This window comes from Vitreimonas sp. (assembly GCF_036392335.1).
Taxonomy (GTDB): Bacteria; Pseudomonadota; Alphaproteobacteria; order Caulobacterales; family Aquidulcibacteraceae; genus Vitreimonas.
The window spans coordinates 77,002-93,476 of record NZ_DASVYD010000027.1 but is presented as its reverse complement, the minus strand read 5'-3'; the positions used below and the strand labels follow the sequence as shown (position 1 = coordinate 93,476).

At 63.8% G+C, this 16,475-nt stretch carries 17 protein-coding genes; 13 read left to right on the top strand and 4 right to left on the bottom strand.

The annotated features are described in order from the left end of the window. Positions 1–30: 30 nt before the first annotated feature. The 4 genes from VF769_RS06800 to VF769_RS06785 all read left to right on the top strand — a co-directional run bounded on the left by VF769_RS06800 (position 31) and on the right by VF769_RS06785 (position 3,167). Positions 31–1,083 carry an aldehyde reductase gene (locus VF769_RS06800; protein ID WP_331007628.1) on the top strand — a complete coding sequence of 351 codons (1,053 nt, stop codon included), beginning with the start codon at positions 31–33 and terminating at the stop codon, positions 1,081–1,083. Between the two features lie 72 nt (positions 1,084–1,155). Next, the gene (locus VF769_RS06795) at positions 1,156–1,503 is read left to right on the top strand and encodes a YciI family protein (RefSeq protein WP_331007627.1); all 348 of its coding nucleotides are present in this window, start codon (positions 1,156–1,158) and stop codon (positions 1,501–1,503) included. A gap of 3 nt (positions 1,504–1,506) precedes the next feature. Beyond that, positions 1,507–2,733 (top strand): RNA polymerase sigma factor, encoded by a 1,227-nt coding sequence (locus tag VF769_RS06790; RefSeq protein ID WP_331007626.1) that lies wholly within the window; start codon positions 1,507–1,509, stop codon positions 2,731–2,733. A 68-nt stretch (positions 2,734–2,801) separates the two neighbouring features. Continuing rightward, entirely contained in the window at positions 2,802–3,167 is a 366-nt protein-coding gene (locus VF769_RS06785; protein ID WP_331007625.1) for a YciI family protein, read from the top strand. On the opposite strand, the gene VF769_RS06780 is transcribed toward VF769_RS06785, so the two are convergent. The 4 genes from VF769_RS06780 to VF769_RS06765 all read right to left on the bottom strand — a co-directional run bounded on the left by VF769_RS06780 (position 3,168) and on the right by VF769_RS06765 (position 6,280). Beyond that, on the bottom strand, positions 3,168–3,902 hold the full coding sequence (locus tag VF769_RS06780) for a phosphatase PAP2 family protein (protein WP_331007624.1): 735 nt from the start codon (positions 3,900–3,902) through the stop codon (positions 3,168–3,170). A 54-nt stretch (positions 3,903–3,956) separates the two neighbouring features. Next, a complete protein-coding gene (locus VF769_RS06775) occupies positions 3,957–4,304 on the bottom strand; it encodes a hypothetical protein (RefSeq protein WP_331007623.1) in 348 nt (115 codons plus the stop codon). Between the two features lie 66 nt (positions 4,305–4,370). Further along, the gene (locus VF769_RS06770; protein ID WP_331007622.1) at positions 4,371–4,907 is read right to left on the bottom strand and encodes a hypothetical protein; all 537 of its coding nucleotides are present in this window, start codon (positions 4,905–4,907) and stop codon (positions 4,371–4,373) included. Beyond that, positions 4,904–6,280 (bottom strand): hypothetical protein, encoded by a 1,377-nt coding sequence (locus VF769_RS06765; RefSeq protein ID WP_331007621.1) that lies wholly within the window; start codon positions 6,278–6,280, stop codon positions 4,904–4,906. Before VF769_RS06765 ends, VF769_RS06770 begins: the two co-directional genes overlap by 4 nt. An 84-nt stretch (positions 6,281–6,364) precedes the next feature. On the opposite strand from VF769_RS06765, the gene VF769_RS06760 reads away from it, so the two are divergent. The 9 genes from VF769_RS06760 to VF769_RS06720 all read left to right on the top strand — a co-directional run bounded on the left by VF769_RS06760 (position 6,365) and on the right by VF769_RS06720 (position 16,454). Then, a complete protein-coding gene (locus VF769_RS06760) occupies positions 6,365–7,117 on the top strand; it encodes an inositol monophosphatase (RefSeq protein ID WP_331007620.1) in 753 nt (250 codons plus the stop codon). Positions 7,118–7,278: 161 nt separating this feature from the next. Continuing rightward, positions 7,279–8,661 (top strand): polysaccharide biosynthesis protein, encoded by a 1,383-nt coding sequence (locus tag VF769_RS06755; RefSeq protein WP_331007619.1) that lies wholly within the window; start codon positions 7,279–7,281, stop codon positions 8,659–8,661. A 64-nt stretch (positions 8,662–8,725) separates the two neighbouring features. Further along, a complete protein-coding gene (locus VF769_RS06750) occupies positions 8,726–10,069 on the top strand; it encodes a transaminase (protein ID WP_331007618.1) in 1,344 nt (447 codons plus the stop codon). After that, positions 10,066–11,439, top strand: coding sequence for a glutamine synthetase family protein (locus tag VF769_RS06745; protein ID WP_331007617.1), 1,374 nt, complete (start codon positions 10,066–10,068; stop codon positions 11,437–11,439). The genes VF769_RS06750 and VF769_RS06745 overlap by 4 nt, the downstream gene beginning before the upstream one ends. 71 nt (positions 11,440–11,510) lie before the next feature. After that, positions 11,511–12,614 carry a spermidine/putrescine ABC transporter substrate-binding protein gene (locus VF769_RS06740; RefSeq protein WP_331007616.1) on the top strand — a complete coding sequence of 368 codons (1,104 nt, stop codon included), beginning with the start codon at positions 11,511–11,513 and terminating at the stop codon, positions 12,612–12,614. A 96-nt stretch (positions 12,615–12,710) separates the two neighbouring features. Next, complete coding sequence (locus VF769_RS06735; protein ID WP_331007615.1) at positions 12,711–13,616, top strand: ABC transporter permease; 906 nt, start codon at positions 12,711–12,713, stop codon at positions 13,614–13,616. Then, positions 13,616–14,500 (top strand): ABC transporter permease, encoded by an 885-nt coding sequence (locus tag VF769_RS06730; protein WP_331007614.1) that lies wholly within the window; start codon positions 13,616–13,618, stop codon positions 14,498–14,500. The genes VF769_RS06735 and VF769_RS06730 overlap by 1 nt, the downstream gene beginning before the upstream one ends. Before the next feature lie 108 nt (positions 14,501–14,608). Beyond that, positions 14,609–15,679, top strand: a complete 1,071-nt coding sequence (locus VF769_RS06725; protein WP_349258110.1) for an ABC transporter ATP-binding protein — start codon at positions 14,609–14,611, stop codon at positions 15,677–15,679. Positions 15,680–15,692: 13 nt separating this feature from the next. Next, a complete protein-coding gene (locus VF769_RS06720; protein ID WP_331007612.1) occupies positions 15,693–16,454 on the top strand; it encodes a gamma-glutamyl-gamma-aminobutyrate hydrolase family protein in 762 nt (253 codons plus the stop codon). Positions 16,455–16,475: the final 21 nt, after the last annotated feature.

Here is a 16,475-nt window from a genome sequence, read left to right as displayed (position 1 = left end):
CTTGTCCTAATAAATTGAGGGAGGCCGCTCATGGCTGGAGAATTGGTTCTCGTCACCGGCGGCTCGGGCTTTGTCGGCTCGCACGTCATTTTGCAATTGCTGAACGCCGGCTATCAGGTGCGCACAAGCGTGCGTTCGCTGAAGCGCGAGGGCGAAGTGCGCGACATGCTGCGCGTAGGCGGCGTGGAGGCGGGCGATCGCCTGAGCTTCGCGGCGGCTGATCTTACCAGCGATGCCGGTTGGTCGGAGGCCGTCGCGGGCTGCACCTACGTGCATCACGTTGCCTCGCCATTCCCGCCGGAAATTCCCAAGCACGAAGACGAAGTGATTATCCCGGCGCGCGATGGCGCGCTGCGTGTGCTGAAGGCGGCGCGCGATGCGGGCGTGAAGCGCGTGGTGCTGACCTCATCCTACGCCGCGATCGGCTATGGTCAGCCTGAGCAGAAGGCGCCGTTCGATGAAACGAACTGGACTGACCCAAACGGCGATGACGTCCGCGCCTATGTGAAATCGAAGACGCTGGCTGAGCGCGCGGCGTGGGATTTCATCGCGCGCGAGGGCGGCGCGCTTGAGCTTTCAGTGGTGAATCCGGTCGCGGTGCTGGGGCCAGCGCTGGCGCCGGACTATTCAACCTCGATCATGCTGATCCAGCGTTTGATGGACGGCGCCATGCCGGGGTGTCCGCGGCTCTATTTTGGCATTGTCGACGTGCGCGATGTCGCCGACATGCATATGCGCTGCATGACCAATCCGGCCGCGAAGGGTGAGCGCTTCCTGGCCTTGGCGGGCGAATTCCTCTCGATCGCGCAGATCGCGCGCATCTTGAAGCGCAATCTCGGGGCGGCGGCGAAGCGCGTGCCGACGTTGGAGCTGCCGGATTTCCTGATCCGCATGGCGGCGCGCAACGACCCGGCCGTGCAGCAGATTCTGCCGGAGCTGGGTAAGCGCAAGGACGGGACTAACGCAAAGGCCAAGCGCGTGCTGGGCTGGGCGCCGCGTTCCAACGAGGAGGCGATCGTGGCGACCGCCGAAAGCCTCATGCGTCTCGGCCTTTTGAAGGATTCGCCGAAAAAGGCCGCCTGAGTGTCGAAACCGACTAGCGTGGCGCGTCACTGAGGTGCGGGTACGATCCCCGCGACCTAAGAGGAGGCGTTCATGCACTACATGCTTTTGATTTACGGCGATGAATCCGTGTGGGCGAACCTGTCGCCGGAGCAAATCTCGGCCGAGATGGGCGCTTATTTCGCGTATAGCGAAGACTTGGCGAAGGCCGGCGTGTTGCTTGGCGGTGATGAACTGCACCCGGTCGCCACTGCGAAAACGATCAGCGTCAGCGATGGCAAGCAGAAGGTTGTCGACGGTCCATTCGCTGAAACCAAGGAAGCGCTAGGCGGCTATTATCTGATCAATGTCGAGACCATCGAGGACGCTTTGGCGTGGGCCGCGAAATGCCCCGGCGCGCGCTATGGGCGCATCGAGGTTCGCCCTGTCGTTATGCGCTAGCGCATGAATGCCGCCGCCGCCGCCGAACGCGTCGCGCGCGAGAGCTACGGGCGTTTGCTCGCGCTGCTCGCCGCGCGCACGCGGGACGTGGCCGCGGCCGAAGATGCGCTGGCGGATGCGTTTGCGGCAGCTCTCTCGGCGTGGCCGCGCGGCGGCTTGCCAGATAATCCGGAAGCTTGGCTCTTCGCCGCCGCCAAGCGCAAGCTGATCGACGCCGCGCGTCGGCGAAAAACCGCGAGCGACGGCGAGCAGCAGATCATTCTCGGCATCGAGGAGCTTGAGGCGGAAATGTCGGCGAGCGATACGCCGGACAAGCGCTTGGGGCTCATGTTCGCGTGCGCGCACCCGGCAATCGAAGAAAGCGTGCGCACGCCCTTGATGCTGCAAGTGGTGCTGGGTTTCTCCGCCGAGCGTATTGCCAGCGCTTTTCTCGTCGAACCCAGCGCGATGGGGCAACGTCTTGTTCGCGCGAAGAAGAAAATTCGCGACGCCGGCATTGGCTTCGAAGTGCCCGAGCCTGACGCGTGGCGCGCGCGCCTTGGCGCTGTGCTTGATGCGATCTATGCGGCCTACACCTCCGGCTGGAGTGATCCGCTGGGCGCCGACCCGGAGCGGCGCGGCTTGGCGGAAGAGGGCGTGTGGCTTGCCCGCGTGCTGGTGTCGCAAGTACGCGACGATCCAGAGCCGCTAGGTTTACTATCGTTGATGCTGCATCTGGAAGCGCGGCGCCCTGCGCGCCGAGATCGCGATGGCTGTTTTGTGCCGTTGGACGAGCAAGACGTCTCGCTTTGGAAGCGCGAATATATGCTGGAGGCTGAGGCTGCTTTACGCGCCGCGAGCCTCGCCAAGCGACCGGGCCGCTATCAGCTCGAAGCCGCGATTCAATCCGCGCACGCGACCCGCGCGTGGCGCGGCGAGGCGGATTGGGAGGCGATTGTGCTCCTCTATGGCGCGCTGTCGGAATTGACGGGTTCGCCAGTCGCGCGCCTCAACGCCGCCGCCGCCATAGCGCGACGCGATGGGCCGGAGCGGGGGCTCGCAGCGGCGGAGGAGGTGGCGCGCCTGCATCCCCTGCTGAATACGTACCAACCCTATTGGGCGCTGCGCGCCGATCTCTGCGCGCGCCTGGGGCGGGCCGACGCGGCGCGGGCGGCCTATGATGAAGCCATCGCGCGCGAAGCCGACAAAGCGGTGGTGGCGTTCCTCGAAGCGCGCCGCGACAGCGTGTAAGTCGAAGCCGAGTTTGCCCGCGCGTCTTAGCGGCGAGGGCGGCATGAGGCCGCCCGAGGGAGACCGAAATGCACTACGCCATTCTCTGCTACGAAACGCCCGACGATTTCGCGCGCCGCGAAGATCCCGAGCGTCAAGGCGCCTATCGCGGGGCGCACGCTGATTTTCTGCAAGCTCTACGCGACGCGAAGGTCGCCGCGACCAGCGTTGCCGGCGGCGCGGGTCTCGTCGCGCCCCACGCCGCGACGACGCTGCGCGTTCGCGGCGGGTCGCGTCAGGTCGTGGATGGTCCTTACAGCGACATCAAGGAGAGGCTCGGCGGCATCTATCTCATCGATGTGCCCGACCTGGACGTGGCGCTTTCGTGGGCCGAACGCTGTCCGTGTGCGCGCACAGGCGCTGTTGAAGTGCGTCCCGTGATGTATGCGCCCTGATCAGTTCGGGTGAAGACGCGCCATTTCCGCGCGCGCTGCATCTAGTTCGCGCTGAAATTCCGGATCGGCATGGAGTCGGGCCACGGCGGCTGAGGCCACCGTGCGCCCGGCTTCCACGTCGCTTGGATAGTGCACGCCGCAGACGACGCGGCTCCAACTGAAATCATATCCACGCGCGATGAGTGCGTCCGCGCGCGTCGGTACAAGTTCGGCCAGCACCAACGACCAGGCAAAACCAAGCGCGGCGTGACCGGATGGATAGGAAAAGCTCGCCCGCAACGCGGGCTCGTCGGGAATGCAGGGCGTGATGTTGCTGTCGGTGACGAACGGACGCGGGCGTTGGTGGAGTGCTTTGACCGGATCGCCGGCGTAGCCGGCGGCGCGCCCTGTGCGCGTCAGGACGGCCAGAGTCGCGGGATAGTTCGCGGCGGTGAAATCCTCGCCAAGCACGGCGTCGAACGCGGCGAAGGGATCGATGGCGTTGTCCTCGAGCGCTTGCTGGCGGCGCGCCTCGCTCCACGGGCCACGGACGATCGCCAATTCTTGTTGTGCAAGCGCGCTGCCCGCCGCCGGCGGCGCGGGCAAGAATGTCCGAGCGTCCACCTGCACGGCGGCGTGACGTTGCGCCGCGCTCACGGGCGCGGGCGGCGGCGGCGCGGTAGGGGGCGCGCCGATTTCAGCCGTTGCGCAGGCGGCCAGAAGAAGCGCGAACAGGGGGGCGATTTTCAAATGCATGACCGATCCCTAACCGATCACGCGTCTGCCCGCCAATTGGCGCCGGTCGATTTGTTAGGCGACGCGCCGCAGCATGTTGCGATTGAGGATCGGCGCTTGCGCTTCCAGCAAGTCCTTCTCGACGCGCTCGCGGGTCTGACCGTCCTTGACCACGAGAATATGGATTTCTCGCGCGCCCAGGTTCTGTGCGGCTTGCCACATATCATGCCGCGCTAGCGTAGTGGAGAAATCGTCGGTCTTGGCGGCGAACAAGCAGATAGGGCCGCCCCAATCCATGGAAGGCTGCTCGGGCGGCTTCACGAACAGATAGACGCCGCCGACGGGCTCCCATGCGCGCTGCGCACGGACGATTTCAAACTCGTACCAACGACCGCTGCCGCCCTGCCAAGAATACGTGTTCACCCATGCCTCCGAAGCACCCAGTGATCGCGACCGTAAGCTGAGTCGCGGCGTCATAAACGCTACGCGCTAGGGGGCGGGGTCGGTGCTTACAGTTTGGACATCGGCTGCATCGAAGAAGCTTGGCCAAAATTCCGTAAGCGCAATGGCCTGACGCTCGGCGTGGTCAGGGCGATCAAGGGGAACGACCCGAAGGTCGACGCGCTCAAGGTCTGGTGGACCTTGCGGGGAGGCCGCGCGCCATGCCGCATAATTTGCTGGCTCGTTGTAAAGTGAGAAGCTTGGCGGATCGTGTTCCAGGAGGTCTGAAATCAGCACCAGCCTGCGGATCGTCAGGCGATCATATTGGCCAAGCCTCGCGCGTTCCTGCATCAACACAGCACGCAACTTTCGACGGTGACGCGGTTCTAGCCGATCGGTGGAATCCACCAGCACGATTGTATGTGCGCCAAGCGGCGCGTCGATGCGGCACAGCGTTGTTTCATCCAAAGGCGGCGGTCGCAGGAGAAAGGTCGCCGCGCCCAAACCGCCGAGCACCGCCATTGCGGCGACGATGAGCGCCACGCCCAGCAGGTTCGACCCGCGCGCGGCGCGCGCGCGTCTCACGCGCCGCCGCCGGTGTCGAGACGTTCGGCGGCCGCCTCCAATTCCTGCAGCAAGGCTTCAAGCGCTTGCGCGGATTGCTTCTGCGCATCGGCGAGGCGCGTCCTTGCATCATCGATCATGTTGGCCGCGCCCGACAGCGCATCGAGCGAGGGGCCGACTGTGGGCGGCGGCGCGTTGAAATAGGCCGGCGCCGGCGTGGTTCGCACCGCTGCATTCTCTTGACGGTACAAATGGATTGCGCTTGCTGCGGCTTCATCGAGGGCGCGCGCTTTGGCGTCGAGGGCCTCCAACTTGAGCGCCGCGGTGTCGAACGCCTTGTTCATGGCCTCAAACTCCGCGCGCATCTTCTCGAGCCGCGCGGCGAGTGCAACCTTGGCGGATTCAATTGGCGCTTCCAGTTCGCGCCGCGCCTCCGCCCGCAGCGTCGAGAGATGTTCTGCCGCGTCGTGCGCGGCGCGGTCCATTTTTCCGAAATCGGGGTAGGGATCGTCGAAACCCGAATAGCCCTTTAATGTCGCAAACACCCAAACGGCTGCGCCGAGCATGAGCAGAATGATCGCTTGCGGCGAATCCAATTGTAGCAGCGACCAGAAGCGGAAGCTGGCGTCGGATCCAAGATCCACTTCACGCCCCGCCAGCGCCGCCATCTGATCGCGCCAATCGGCCGCGAACAGATTCAACATCAACGCCAACGCGGTGAAGATCATGAAGGCGGCGGCGCCCATGATCTTTGGCGGCAATCTGACGTGCTGGAGATAGCGAAGGCCCAGAAAACCGGCGAGATAGCCAAGCGTAACGTTCGCGCCCGACAAGCCGATCGCCGTGATTGCGCCGCCGAGCAGGCCGCGCGCATCGTCCTCGGCAAAGAGCGCGGCGCTGAACAAGGCTTCGAACACCGCGGCGCAGAGCAGCAGGCCGGCCTGCAGAAGTGTTGAGCTTGGATACACGGCGCCTCTGCGCAATTGGTTCGCGCGCTTGAACGCCTCCAGATCGGCGCGCGCCTGCGCCGCGCCTGCGGCCGCCTCGCCCCAATCATGGCCGACGCGCCCGGCGGCTTGCTTGAGCGCGAGGCGGGCATCGAGCGCAGGGCCGGCGAAATCCTGCGGGGTCGGCGCAAGCGCCCGCAAACGCCGTTCCGCCTCCGCCTTCACCTCGTTGCGCGCCTGGTCGACGTGAGCGCGCTCTGTGCCCACGGCCTCAAGGACGGCCCGTTCGGCCGCGGAGAGGTCTTCGGCGTCGTGTCGCGGGGCGTTATGGGCGGCGTCTTCTCTGGCGCGTTTGCGCAGATGCAGACGCTTCTCCAACGCCGTGGCGCTGAAGCCTTGCGGCGGCTTCGCCGCGCGCCCGCTGGCCTTGGCTTGCCCGCCATCCATAGCCCGCTCCCGGCGGCACTAAAGCGCGGATGCGGCGCTTCTCCAAGAGGATCGCGGGCGCTATCACGCTCATGGGAGCCGATCTTGAGCGAATTGCACGACTTGCTGGCCATCGCCGAATCCGCCGCCGCGGAGGCCAGCGCGGCGCTCTTGGCGCATCGCGCCGCCTGGAGCGTGATCGCGGGGGAAGAGGGCCGTGAGGTCAAGATCGACGCCGACAAGCGCGCCGAGGCGCTCATCCTTGCGGCGCTGGAGCGAACCTCTCCCTATGCTGTGATTTCCGAGGAGGCCGGCTGGGTGCGGGCCGCGGAGCGCGGAGACCGTTTCGTGTGGGCGGTCGATCCGCTTGACGGGAGCGTCAATTATTTGCGCGACTATCCCCACTGCGCAGTCTCAATTGCATTGCTCGACAATGGCCGGCCGATTTTGGGGGTGGTCGATTGTTTCGCACTCCGTGAGCGCTTCACCGGCATTGTAGGGGTTGGAGCCTGGCTGAACGGCAAGCCCATGCGCGTGTCGGACATTACCGCGCCGGCGAGCGGTATTCTGCAGACAGGCGTGCCGTCGCGCGCCACTGCGGAATCAATGCGTCTGTTCGAGGATCGCCTGAAGACTTGGCGAAAAGTCCGCATGATCGGTTCCGCCGCGTCCGCGCTTGCGTATGTGGCGGCGGGCCGCGCGGAGGCCTACCGCGAGTCAGGCTCCATGATCTGGGATGTGGCCGCGGGATGCGCGCTTGTTGAGGCGGCCGGGGGCGAGTTCCGCATCGAGGGCGCTGGCCTGGACCAGCCACTGGAGGTCGCTGCCGGCAACGCCCGGATAGGTCTGCCGGCTTAGTCCCGAGGCGGTTACATATTGTTTTTGTGAAATTGCGACGGACGCGCTGTACACGGGCGTTTGATCAGGCAATCGTTATACCTCTAGCTGCAACGTGCGGTGGACACGACTGCGCGATTCGGTGATGGGTTCGACGGGATCAACGGTCGGCGAGCGAGGGGATGACGCTGGCAGCCATTATTATCGGTTCCGCCTGCTCGGTGGATGACGCGTGGCGCACGCGCGATGCTTGGCGCGCCCGCGGCATGCGCCTCGATGGCGCAGTTGTTGTCGGTCCAGGTCAAGTCGAACTCCCCCTGGCCGCAAGAATTTCCGCATGGGATGCGTTTGAAAGCTCATCGCTTACTTGCGAAGTACTGATCCTGGCAGAACCCCCACGCTCGGCCGCGCTCTCGCGTGACTTGCTGCACAAGGCGGCGGCCGCGCGCATGCAGATTTCGATGCTTGAGGGTGGGCGCCTGCGTCCAATGGCGTTGCACGATCTGATCGGCGGCGCGCTCGCCGATATCGACATCGCGCGCATCGCCAAGACGTTCGCGGACAAGCGCATTCTGATTACGGGCGGCGGCGGTTCGATCGGTTCCGAGCTCGCGCGGCGCATCGCGGCGTGTGGCCCCTCTCACCTGACGCTGCTCGACAGCTCCGAGTACAATCTCTTCAAGATCTGCAACGAATTGCGGGACGCGCGCCCGGTGCTGGCCGACATTCGCGATGCGGCGGCGATGCGCCGTTGGTTTGCGCGGGAGCGGCCGGAAATCGTCTTCCATGCGGCGGCGCTGAAGCAGGTGCCCCTTGTCGAGGCGTTCCCCAGCGAGGGCGTGCTCACCAATATTGGCGGTTTGCGCAACGTGGCCGAGGCGGCGCACTTCGTCGACGCCGATCTCATCCTGCTTTCCACCGACAAAGCTGTTGATCCGTCGGGCGCGATGGGCGCTTCCAAGCGTTTAGGCGAACTCTATTGCCAAGCGCTTGATCGCCGCGGCCCGAAGCGGGCGATCCCGGTGCGCCTGGGTAATGTGCTCGGGTCTGCCGGCTCGGTCGCGCCGATCTTCGAGAGGCAACTCGCGGAGGGCGGACCGCTCACCGTCACGGACCCCCAAGTCACGCGCTACTTCATCTCCATTCCCCAAGCGGCTGATGCGCTGCTTCACGCGGCAGCCGCAAGCTTTGCAGACGCGCGCCGCGGCGCGGTGCTCACGATCGACATGGGCGAGGCGCTCTCCATCGTTGAATTGGCGCGCGAGGTTATCCGCTTATCGGGGCGCGAGCCCGGAGAGGACATCTCGATCGTGTTTACCGGGTTGCGCCCTGGCGAGAGGCTGCACGAAAGCCTGATCGCATCTGACGAGCGGGAAGAAGTCGGACCGGCGGATGGTCTGATCGCGGCGATCTCGCCCCCCCGCGGTCTGGCTGAGCTGCACGAGGTGATGGAGCGGCTCGTGCTCTTGGCGCGAGAAGGCGCCGACGCCGAGGTCGCGGCGGCCCTGTTCGCGGCGACCGCGCCGGCCCCGAGCGCCGGCGAAGTGGCGCTGAAGCTGGCTTAGCCCCGACCGAATCCGGTTGTGATCACAGTGTCGACTTTGCTCCTCCAAGTGCTAGAGGAGTGCGATGGGTCTTGGGGACATCATCGCGCGTGAGACGCGCCGTTTCGAGGAAACGCATCCTCAGAGTGTGGCTGGAGCCGGCGCTTTGGAGGCGCATTGGCTGTTTGGCGCGCCGTTTCATTGGATGAAGGACTGGGCCGCACCCGCCGCGATCGTCGCGGCGCATGGCGAGGGGCCGACGCTGACCGACATCGACGGCAATCAATACGACGATTTCTGCTTAGGCGACACGCCCGGCATGTTTGGCCATGCGCGGCCGGAGATCGCGCGCGCGGTGGCAGAGCAAGCCGCGCGTGGCGCGACCTTTATGTTGCCGACGGCGGAAGCGGCTGAAGTTGGCGCGCTGTTGGCGGAGCGGTTCGGCTTGCCGTTTTGGCAGACGACGCTGTCAGCCTCCGATGCGAACCGGGCGCTGATCCGCTGGGCGCGGGCGGTGACGAAGAAGCCAGTGATCGTCGTGTTCGACGGCTGTTATCACGGCATGGTCGAGGATTGCTTCGTCGAATTGCGGCACGGGCGGACGCGCTCGGATGCGGGGCTTGTGGGCCAAGCGCTCGATATCACGCGCACGACGCGCGCAGTGCCCTTCAACGATATTGGCGCGCTGGAAGCGGCGCTGGCGCAGGGCGATGTGGCTGCGGTGCTGGCTGAGCCTGCAATGACCAATTGCGGCATGATCCTGCCGGAAGAGCATTATTGGAAGCGCGCGCAGGCGCTGGTGAAGAAGGCCGGCGCGCTACTGATCATTGATGAGACGCACACGCTCTCGACTGGGCCGGGCGGGGCGGCGCAGGCATGGGGTATTGCGGCGGACGCGCTGGTGATTGGCAAGGCCGTCGCGGGTGGATTTCCGGCGGCGGTTTGGGGCGTGAGCGCGGAGCTGGCGGCCGCGATTGCCGCTGTGCCGCGCGGTTCTGGGCGCTCCGGAATTGGCACCACGTTGGCCGGCAACGCGATGGGGATTGCGGCGGTGGGCGCCACGTTGCGCGAGATCGCAACGCCAGCGGCTTACGATGTGATGCTGCGCGGCGCCGAAGAGCTTGTGGCCAAGCTGCGCGGCTTGATCGCGGCGCGGCGGCTGCCGTGGTGCGTGGTGCATGTGGGCGCGCGGGCGGAGATTGTGTTCGCGCCTGCGCCGCCCAAGAACGCGGCGGAGATGCGGCCGGCGTTGGCGCAAGCCGAGCTGAACCATGCGCTCCATTTGTATCTGATCAATCGCGGCGTGCTGATCGCCCCATTTCATATGATGATGCTGGTCTGTCCCACGACGACCAGCGCACAGATTGACCGCCTCGTCGCGGCGGTCGATAGCTTCGCAGCCGAATATTCCCAAGAAAGCGCTACATGAGCATTGCCGATCCGAAGGAAGTCAAAGCCTTCCTCGACGCCCATCCCGAAATCAAATTCTTCGAAGTGTTCTTCACGAACATGGCGGGCGTGCCGCGCGGCAAGCGGCTGCGTCGTCATGAGATCGAGGCTGTGTATGCGCAGGGGCGCTTTTTGCCGGGGTCGATTCTTGTGAACGACATTACCGGCCAGGACGTCGAAGCGACTGGGCTGGTGTGGGAAGATGGCGACGCCGATCGTGTGGCGCGGCCGATCGCGGGGCGGCTTACGCCCGCCCCGTGGCTGGGCGCGGACGTCGCGCAAGTGCCGGTGTCGATGTACGAGTTGGACGGCAAGCCGCACGATCTCGATCCGCGCCATGTGTTGCAGCGCGTGATCGATCGGTTCGCCGCCGACGGGCTTGTGCCGGTGGTTGCGTGTGAGCTGGAATATTATCTGGTCGATGCGCGTCGCACCGAGACAGGCAAGATTCAGTTGCCGCCGTCCCGCCTGACCGGCGATCGCGCGACGCAGCATCAAGTCTATGGTCTGCGCGAGGTGGAAGAGGCCGCGCCGTTCCTACGCGAATTGTGGGCGGCGTGCGATGCGATGGGCGTGCCGCTGGAAGGGGCGATCAGCGAATATGCGCCGGGGCAACTCGAGCTCACTTTGAAGCATCACGCCGACGCGCAACGCGCGGGCGACGACGCCGTGCTCTACAAGCGCGCCGCCAAAGGCGTCGCCTTGCTCCACGGCTGCGAAGCGACATTCATGGCCAAGCCCTTCGCGGATCTCGCGGGCTCGGGCATGCATTTGCACGTCAGCGTCAACGACAAGGCCGGAAAAAACATCTTCGCTTCGGAGAAGCCCGAAGGCGAGCCGGTACTGGCGCATGCGGTTGGCGGCATGAAAGCTTTGCTTGCGGACTCGATGGCGATCTTTGCACCGAACGCGAACTCATATCGCCGCTTCAAGGCGAACTCGTACGCGCCAGTCGCCCCGACATGGGGCGTCAACAACCGCACAGTGTCGTTCCGCGTACCGGCCGGCGCGCCGAATACACGCCACATCGAACACCGTGTCGCCGGCGCGGATGCGCATCCCACGCTCGCACTCGCAGCATTGCTTGCTGCGGTGCATCACGGGATCACCAACAAGATCGATCCAGGCCCGGCCATCGTTGGGGACGGCTACGCACAATCGGAAGGCGGCGAGCGGATACCGACGAATTGGTTCGCAGCGGTGGATCGGTTCGCGGATTCGGCGGTGCTCAAGGATTATTTGGGTGACCGTTTTGTGCGCATGTACGCCATCGTAAAGCGCACGGAGCAAGAACGCTTCCAAAGCGTGATCACAGATGTTGATTATGACTGGTATTTGCGTGCTTGTTAGCGGCTAAGCTGCGGTCGCTATTGTAGGGGGCGCCCGTCAGGGCGGCATAGGATCAGGAAAGGGCAGATTCCATGGCGAAGGGAAAATACATTCGAGGCGCATCGCGCCGCTCGCTGCTTCAGCAATTCGGCGCGGCCGCGATTGGCATTTCCTTCGCGGGCGGTCTCGCAGCTTGCGGTCGCCAAGGCGGCTCCGAGCGCGTCGTCAATTTCTACAATTGGGACACCTATATCGGACCGACGACGCTGGACGATTTCCAGGCCGCGGTCGGCCCGCGCGTCGAGATGAGCTTGTTCGCCACCAACGACGAATTGTTCGCCCGCTTGCGCGCCGGCAATCCCGGCTTTGACGTGATCGTTCCGTCGAACGAATTCGTCACGCGCATGAGCCAGGCCCAGATGCTTATGGAATTGGATCATTCGAAGATCCCGAACATGGCCAATCTGCTGCCGGAATTCCAGGACGCCGCGTTCGATCCAGGACGCCGCTATTCGATGCCCTATACGTGGCTCGTGCTCGGCATCGCCTACCGCAAGGACCGCATGCCGGCGGGCTTCGTGCCGAATTCCTGGCGCTATCTGTTCGATAGCCCGCAATTCTCGCAGCGCATCGCGCTGCTCTCGGAATCGGCGGACCTCATTCGCTTGGCCGCGAAATACAAGGGCCATTCGGTCAACGGTATTCCCGATGCGATGCTGACCGAGATCGAACAGATGTTCATCCGCCAGAAGCCGCACGTGAAGGCTTTCCACGAAGACGACGGCCAGGATTTGCTGGCCGCCGGCGAAGTGGACATCGTGCTTGAATACAACGGCGATATCGCGCAGCTGATGGCCGCGCCGGGCGGCGAAGCGTATGACTTCGTCGTGCCGACCGAAGGCACGCTGATCAATTCGGATTGCCTGTGCATTCCGACCGGCGCGCCGCACGTCGATGACGCGCATGCGTTCATCAATTATCTGCTCGACGCCGAGGCCGGCAAAAAGATCACCGAAGAAATTCAGTATCCGACGCCGAATGCCGCCGTGGCGCAGCTGATGGGCGAAGCGTATCAGAACAATCGCGTGATTTTCCCGCCGGCGGACGTCATGGCGATCAGCGAATACGGCGCGTTCGAAGGCGACGAGAAGGCGCGTCAGTACGAGGAAATCTTTACGCGCATCAGCGCCGCCTAGGATGCATCTTGAACCGCCGGCGTCCGCGCCGGCGGTTTTGCTCGTATAGGTGGAGTTTCGCGCCGGCGGCGACGCTAGCGGTCCAAGAGGGAGCGTATGGAGCAAACGTGGAAACAGGCGAAGGCGGCGTTCGCGGCGATCTCGATCCCGCCGATCGCGTGGCTTTTCCTGTTCTTCCTGGCGCCCTTGGCGGTGGTGTGGGCCTATTCGTTCGGCGAGAACACTGGGCCCGTCACTATCGATTTCACCGGCACCTTCTCTAATTATGCGCGCGCGCTTGAGCCGCTTTATCTGCAAATCTTCTGGAAGAGCATCATTATCGCCGGCGCGACGACGCTGCTGTGCTTGGTGATCGGCTTTCCCGTGGCGCTGGCGATCGCGTTTGCATCGCCCAAGATGAAGGCATGGCTGCTGTTGCTGATCATGCTGCCGTTCTGGACCAATCTTCTGATCCGGACGTTCGCGCTGATCGCGGTGCTGCGTGAGCAGGGCTATGTGAATTTCACGCTCGAATGGTTCTGGAACAATACGTCGTCGCTGATGACGATGGTCGGAATGCAGCCGCTCGGTGAGTTCGAGCCACTGACTTTGCTCTACAACAATTTCGCTGTGATCGTCGGGCTCGTGTACGTGCACTTGCCGTTCATGGTGCTGCCGCTTTATTCCGCGCTCGACCGGATGGATCGCTCGCTCATGGAAGCGAGTCTTGATCTGGGCGCGGGGCATATGCGCACGATCCTCTCGGTTGTCGTGCCGCTTGCGGCGCCAGGTATCGCCTCAGGCGTGTTGATCACGTTCATTCCCGCGCTTGGCTCATACCTGACGCCCGACCTGCTGGGCGGCACGGATAGCCAGATGATCGCCAACGTGATCGAGCGGCAATTCAAGCGCGCCAATGATTGGCCGTTTGGCGCGGCACTTTCATTCTTGCTCATGTATCTTACGGTGATTGCGATCTTCGTGCAGGCGATGCTGCAGCGTCGTTCGGATCGGAGAGCGTGATGGTCGACGAAGCGCTCACTACGATGCCAACGCCCAAGCTCGCTCGGCCACGTAAGGAAAAGCCGGGGCCGCTCGAATACATGCGGCAATGGCCGCTGCGCGTGATCGTCGGCGCTACGCTGCTGTTCCTCTATTTGCCGCTGATCACCTTGATGGTGTTCAGCTTCAATGACAGCCGCCGCAACATCGTCTGGCAGGGCTTCACCTTCAAATATTACGAGAAGGTGTTTCAGAACGATTCCCTAATCCAGGCGTTCGTGAACTCGCTGACCATCGCATTCTTCACCACAATCTTCTCGGTGATCTTGGGCGCGCTCGCGGCGGTGATGCTGTGGCGCTTCCGCTTTCCGGGAAAGACAGCAGTTGAAGGCGGCATGGCGCTGCCGATCGTGGTGCCGGAAATCTGCATGGGTGTGGCCATGCTCGTGTTCTTCGCCCGCGTCATGCCGTGGCCGATGGGCTTGCCTTGGCCGCTAAATCTGGGCGCCATCACCATCGCGCATATCTCGTTCGCGTTCCCGTTCGTGGCGACGGTGGTGCGGGCGCGGCTCGCCTCGTTCAATCGCGAGCTTGAGGAGGCGGCCAAGGATCTGGGCGCAAGCGAGTGGCGCACGTTCTGGGACGTGCTGGTGCCGCATATGCAGCCGGGCTTAATTGCAGGCGCGTTGCTGGCCTTCACCTTGTCGTTGGATGATTTCGTCATCACCTTCTTCACCGCCGGGCCGGACACGATCACGTTCCCGGTGAAGGTCTATTCGATGCTGCGCTTTTCGGTGACGCCAGAGGTCAACGCCGCGTCCACCATCCTCATTGTTCTCACCGTGGTTCTCACCGCGATTGGTCTGCAAATGCAGAACAAAACGCCGGCGGATCAGAAGGCTTGATGCATGACTGACGTTACGCACTCCAACGCGCCTTCGCCAAAGGCGGCGCCGCACATCAAAGAGAACGCCATCATCAAGTTCGAGGGCATCACCAAGCGCTTCGGCAAGATGGTCGCGGTCGACAATGTGAATCTGGAAATTCGCGAGGGCGAGTTTTTCGCGCTGCTTGGGCCATCGGGCTGCGGCAAGACCACGTTGTTGCGGATGCTGGCAGGGTTCGAGACGCCGAGCGAAGGCCGCATCCTGATCGACGGCAAAGACATCGCCGCGCTGCCGCCGAACAAGCGGCCGGTGAACATGGTGTTTCAATCCTACGCCGTGTTTCCGCACATGAAGGTGGCGGACAATGTCGCCTACGGCCTCAAAATGGACGGCGTGCCGGGGACGGAGATCAAGACGCGTGTGGAAGAGGCGCTGGATCTGGTGAAGCTTGGCGGCTTGGGCGCGCGGATGCCGGATCAGCTGTCGGGCGGTCAGCGGCAACGTGTGGCGTTGGCGCGCGCGCTGGTGAAGCGGCCGCGGGTGCTGCTGCTGGACGAACCGCTTTCGGCGCTCGATGCGAAACTGCGCGATCAGATGCGTTCGGAGCTGACCAGCCTGCAGGAGAAGGTGGGCATCACTTTCATCATGGTGACGCACGATCAAGACGAAGCGCTCGCGATCGCCACGCGCTGCGCCGTGATGAATCGGGGCGTGCTGACGCAAGTGGCGACGCCGGCTGATCTCTATGAATTCCCGAACTCGCGTTTCGTCGCGGATTTCGTGGGCAGCGTGAATATGTTCGAAGGCACATTGGCGGAGGACGAGCCGGGTCATGCTCTGGTGCGCGTGCCGGAGCTGACTGCGCCAGTTTATCTCGATCACGGCGTGACGGGCGCGAGGGGCTCGACCGTGTGGGTTGCGCTGCGGCCCGAGAAGATCGAGATGCACAAGCGCGAAGCAGGCGCCTCGGGCATGAAGATGGAAGATGCGCCGGCCGGTACGAACGTGGTCGGCGGCGTCATCCGCGACATCGTCTATCTCGGCAGCGAGACCATATATGAAGTGGAGCTCGAAAGCGGCCGGCGCGTGAAAACGTTCCGCTCGAATTTGACCCGCTACGATCAAGAAGATTTCACGTGGGACGAGCCGGTATGGCTGGCGTGGCACGCATGCTCGCCGGCGGTGCTGCTCTCCTAAGACGAAGACGAACATGCACAGCGACCAACAACGTCCCGTTCTGGGCGTCATTTCATGCAACCGCGATGTCGAAGGACAAGCCGCGCAAGCGGTGATGACGCGCTATCTCGTATCCGCGCTCACCTATGCTGACGCCGCTGGACTGCTTGTGCCAGCCATGCCGGCGCTGATGCATGCCAAGGAAGTGGCGACGCGGCTGGATGGTTTGTTGCTCACCGGCACGCCGTCGAACCTTGATCCCAAGCGCTATGGCGAATTGGTAGATGATGCGCCGGGGCCGTTCGACCCGGATCGCGACGAAATGACGGCGCGCCTGATCGACGCCATGCTCGAAGCTGGTAAGCCGGTGTTTGGCATTTGCCGCGGCTTTCAAGAATTGAATGTGGCGTTCGGCGGCACGCTGCGCCGCGATATGGCTGAGCACCCAGAACTCATCCCGCACCATGCGCCGAGCGATGCAAGCTTCAATCAATATTTCGAACACATCCACCCCGTGAAGCTTGTCGAAGGCGGCGTCCTGCATAAGGCTTACCAGCGCGACGAGCTCGATATCGTCAGCGTGCACTATCAAGGCGTCGACAAGTTGGGGGCTGGCTTGAATGTCGAAGCCGTGGCGCCAGACGGCGTGGTTGAAGCGATTTCAACGCACGTGAACGGCGCGCCGGTGCTCGCCGTGCAATGGCACCCCGAGTGGAAAGCGCACGAGAACCCGCAAAGCCAAGTCTTCTTTCAATTGCTCGGCCGCGCGCTGCGCGGCGACAAACTCAGCGCCTGAGCGCCAACAAGAACACATAAA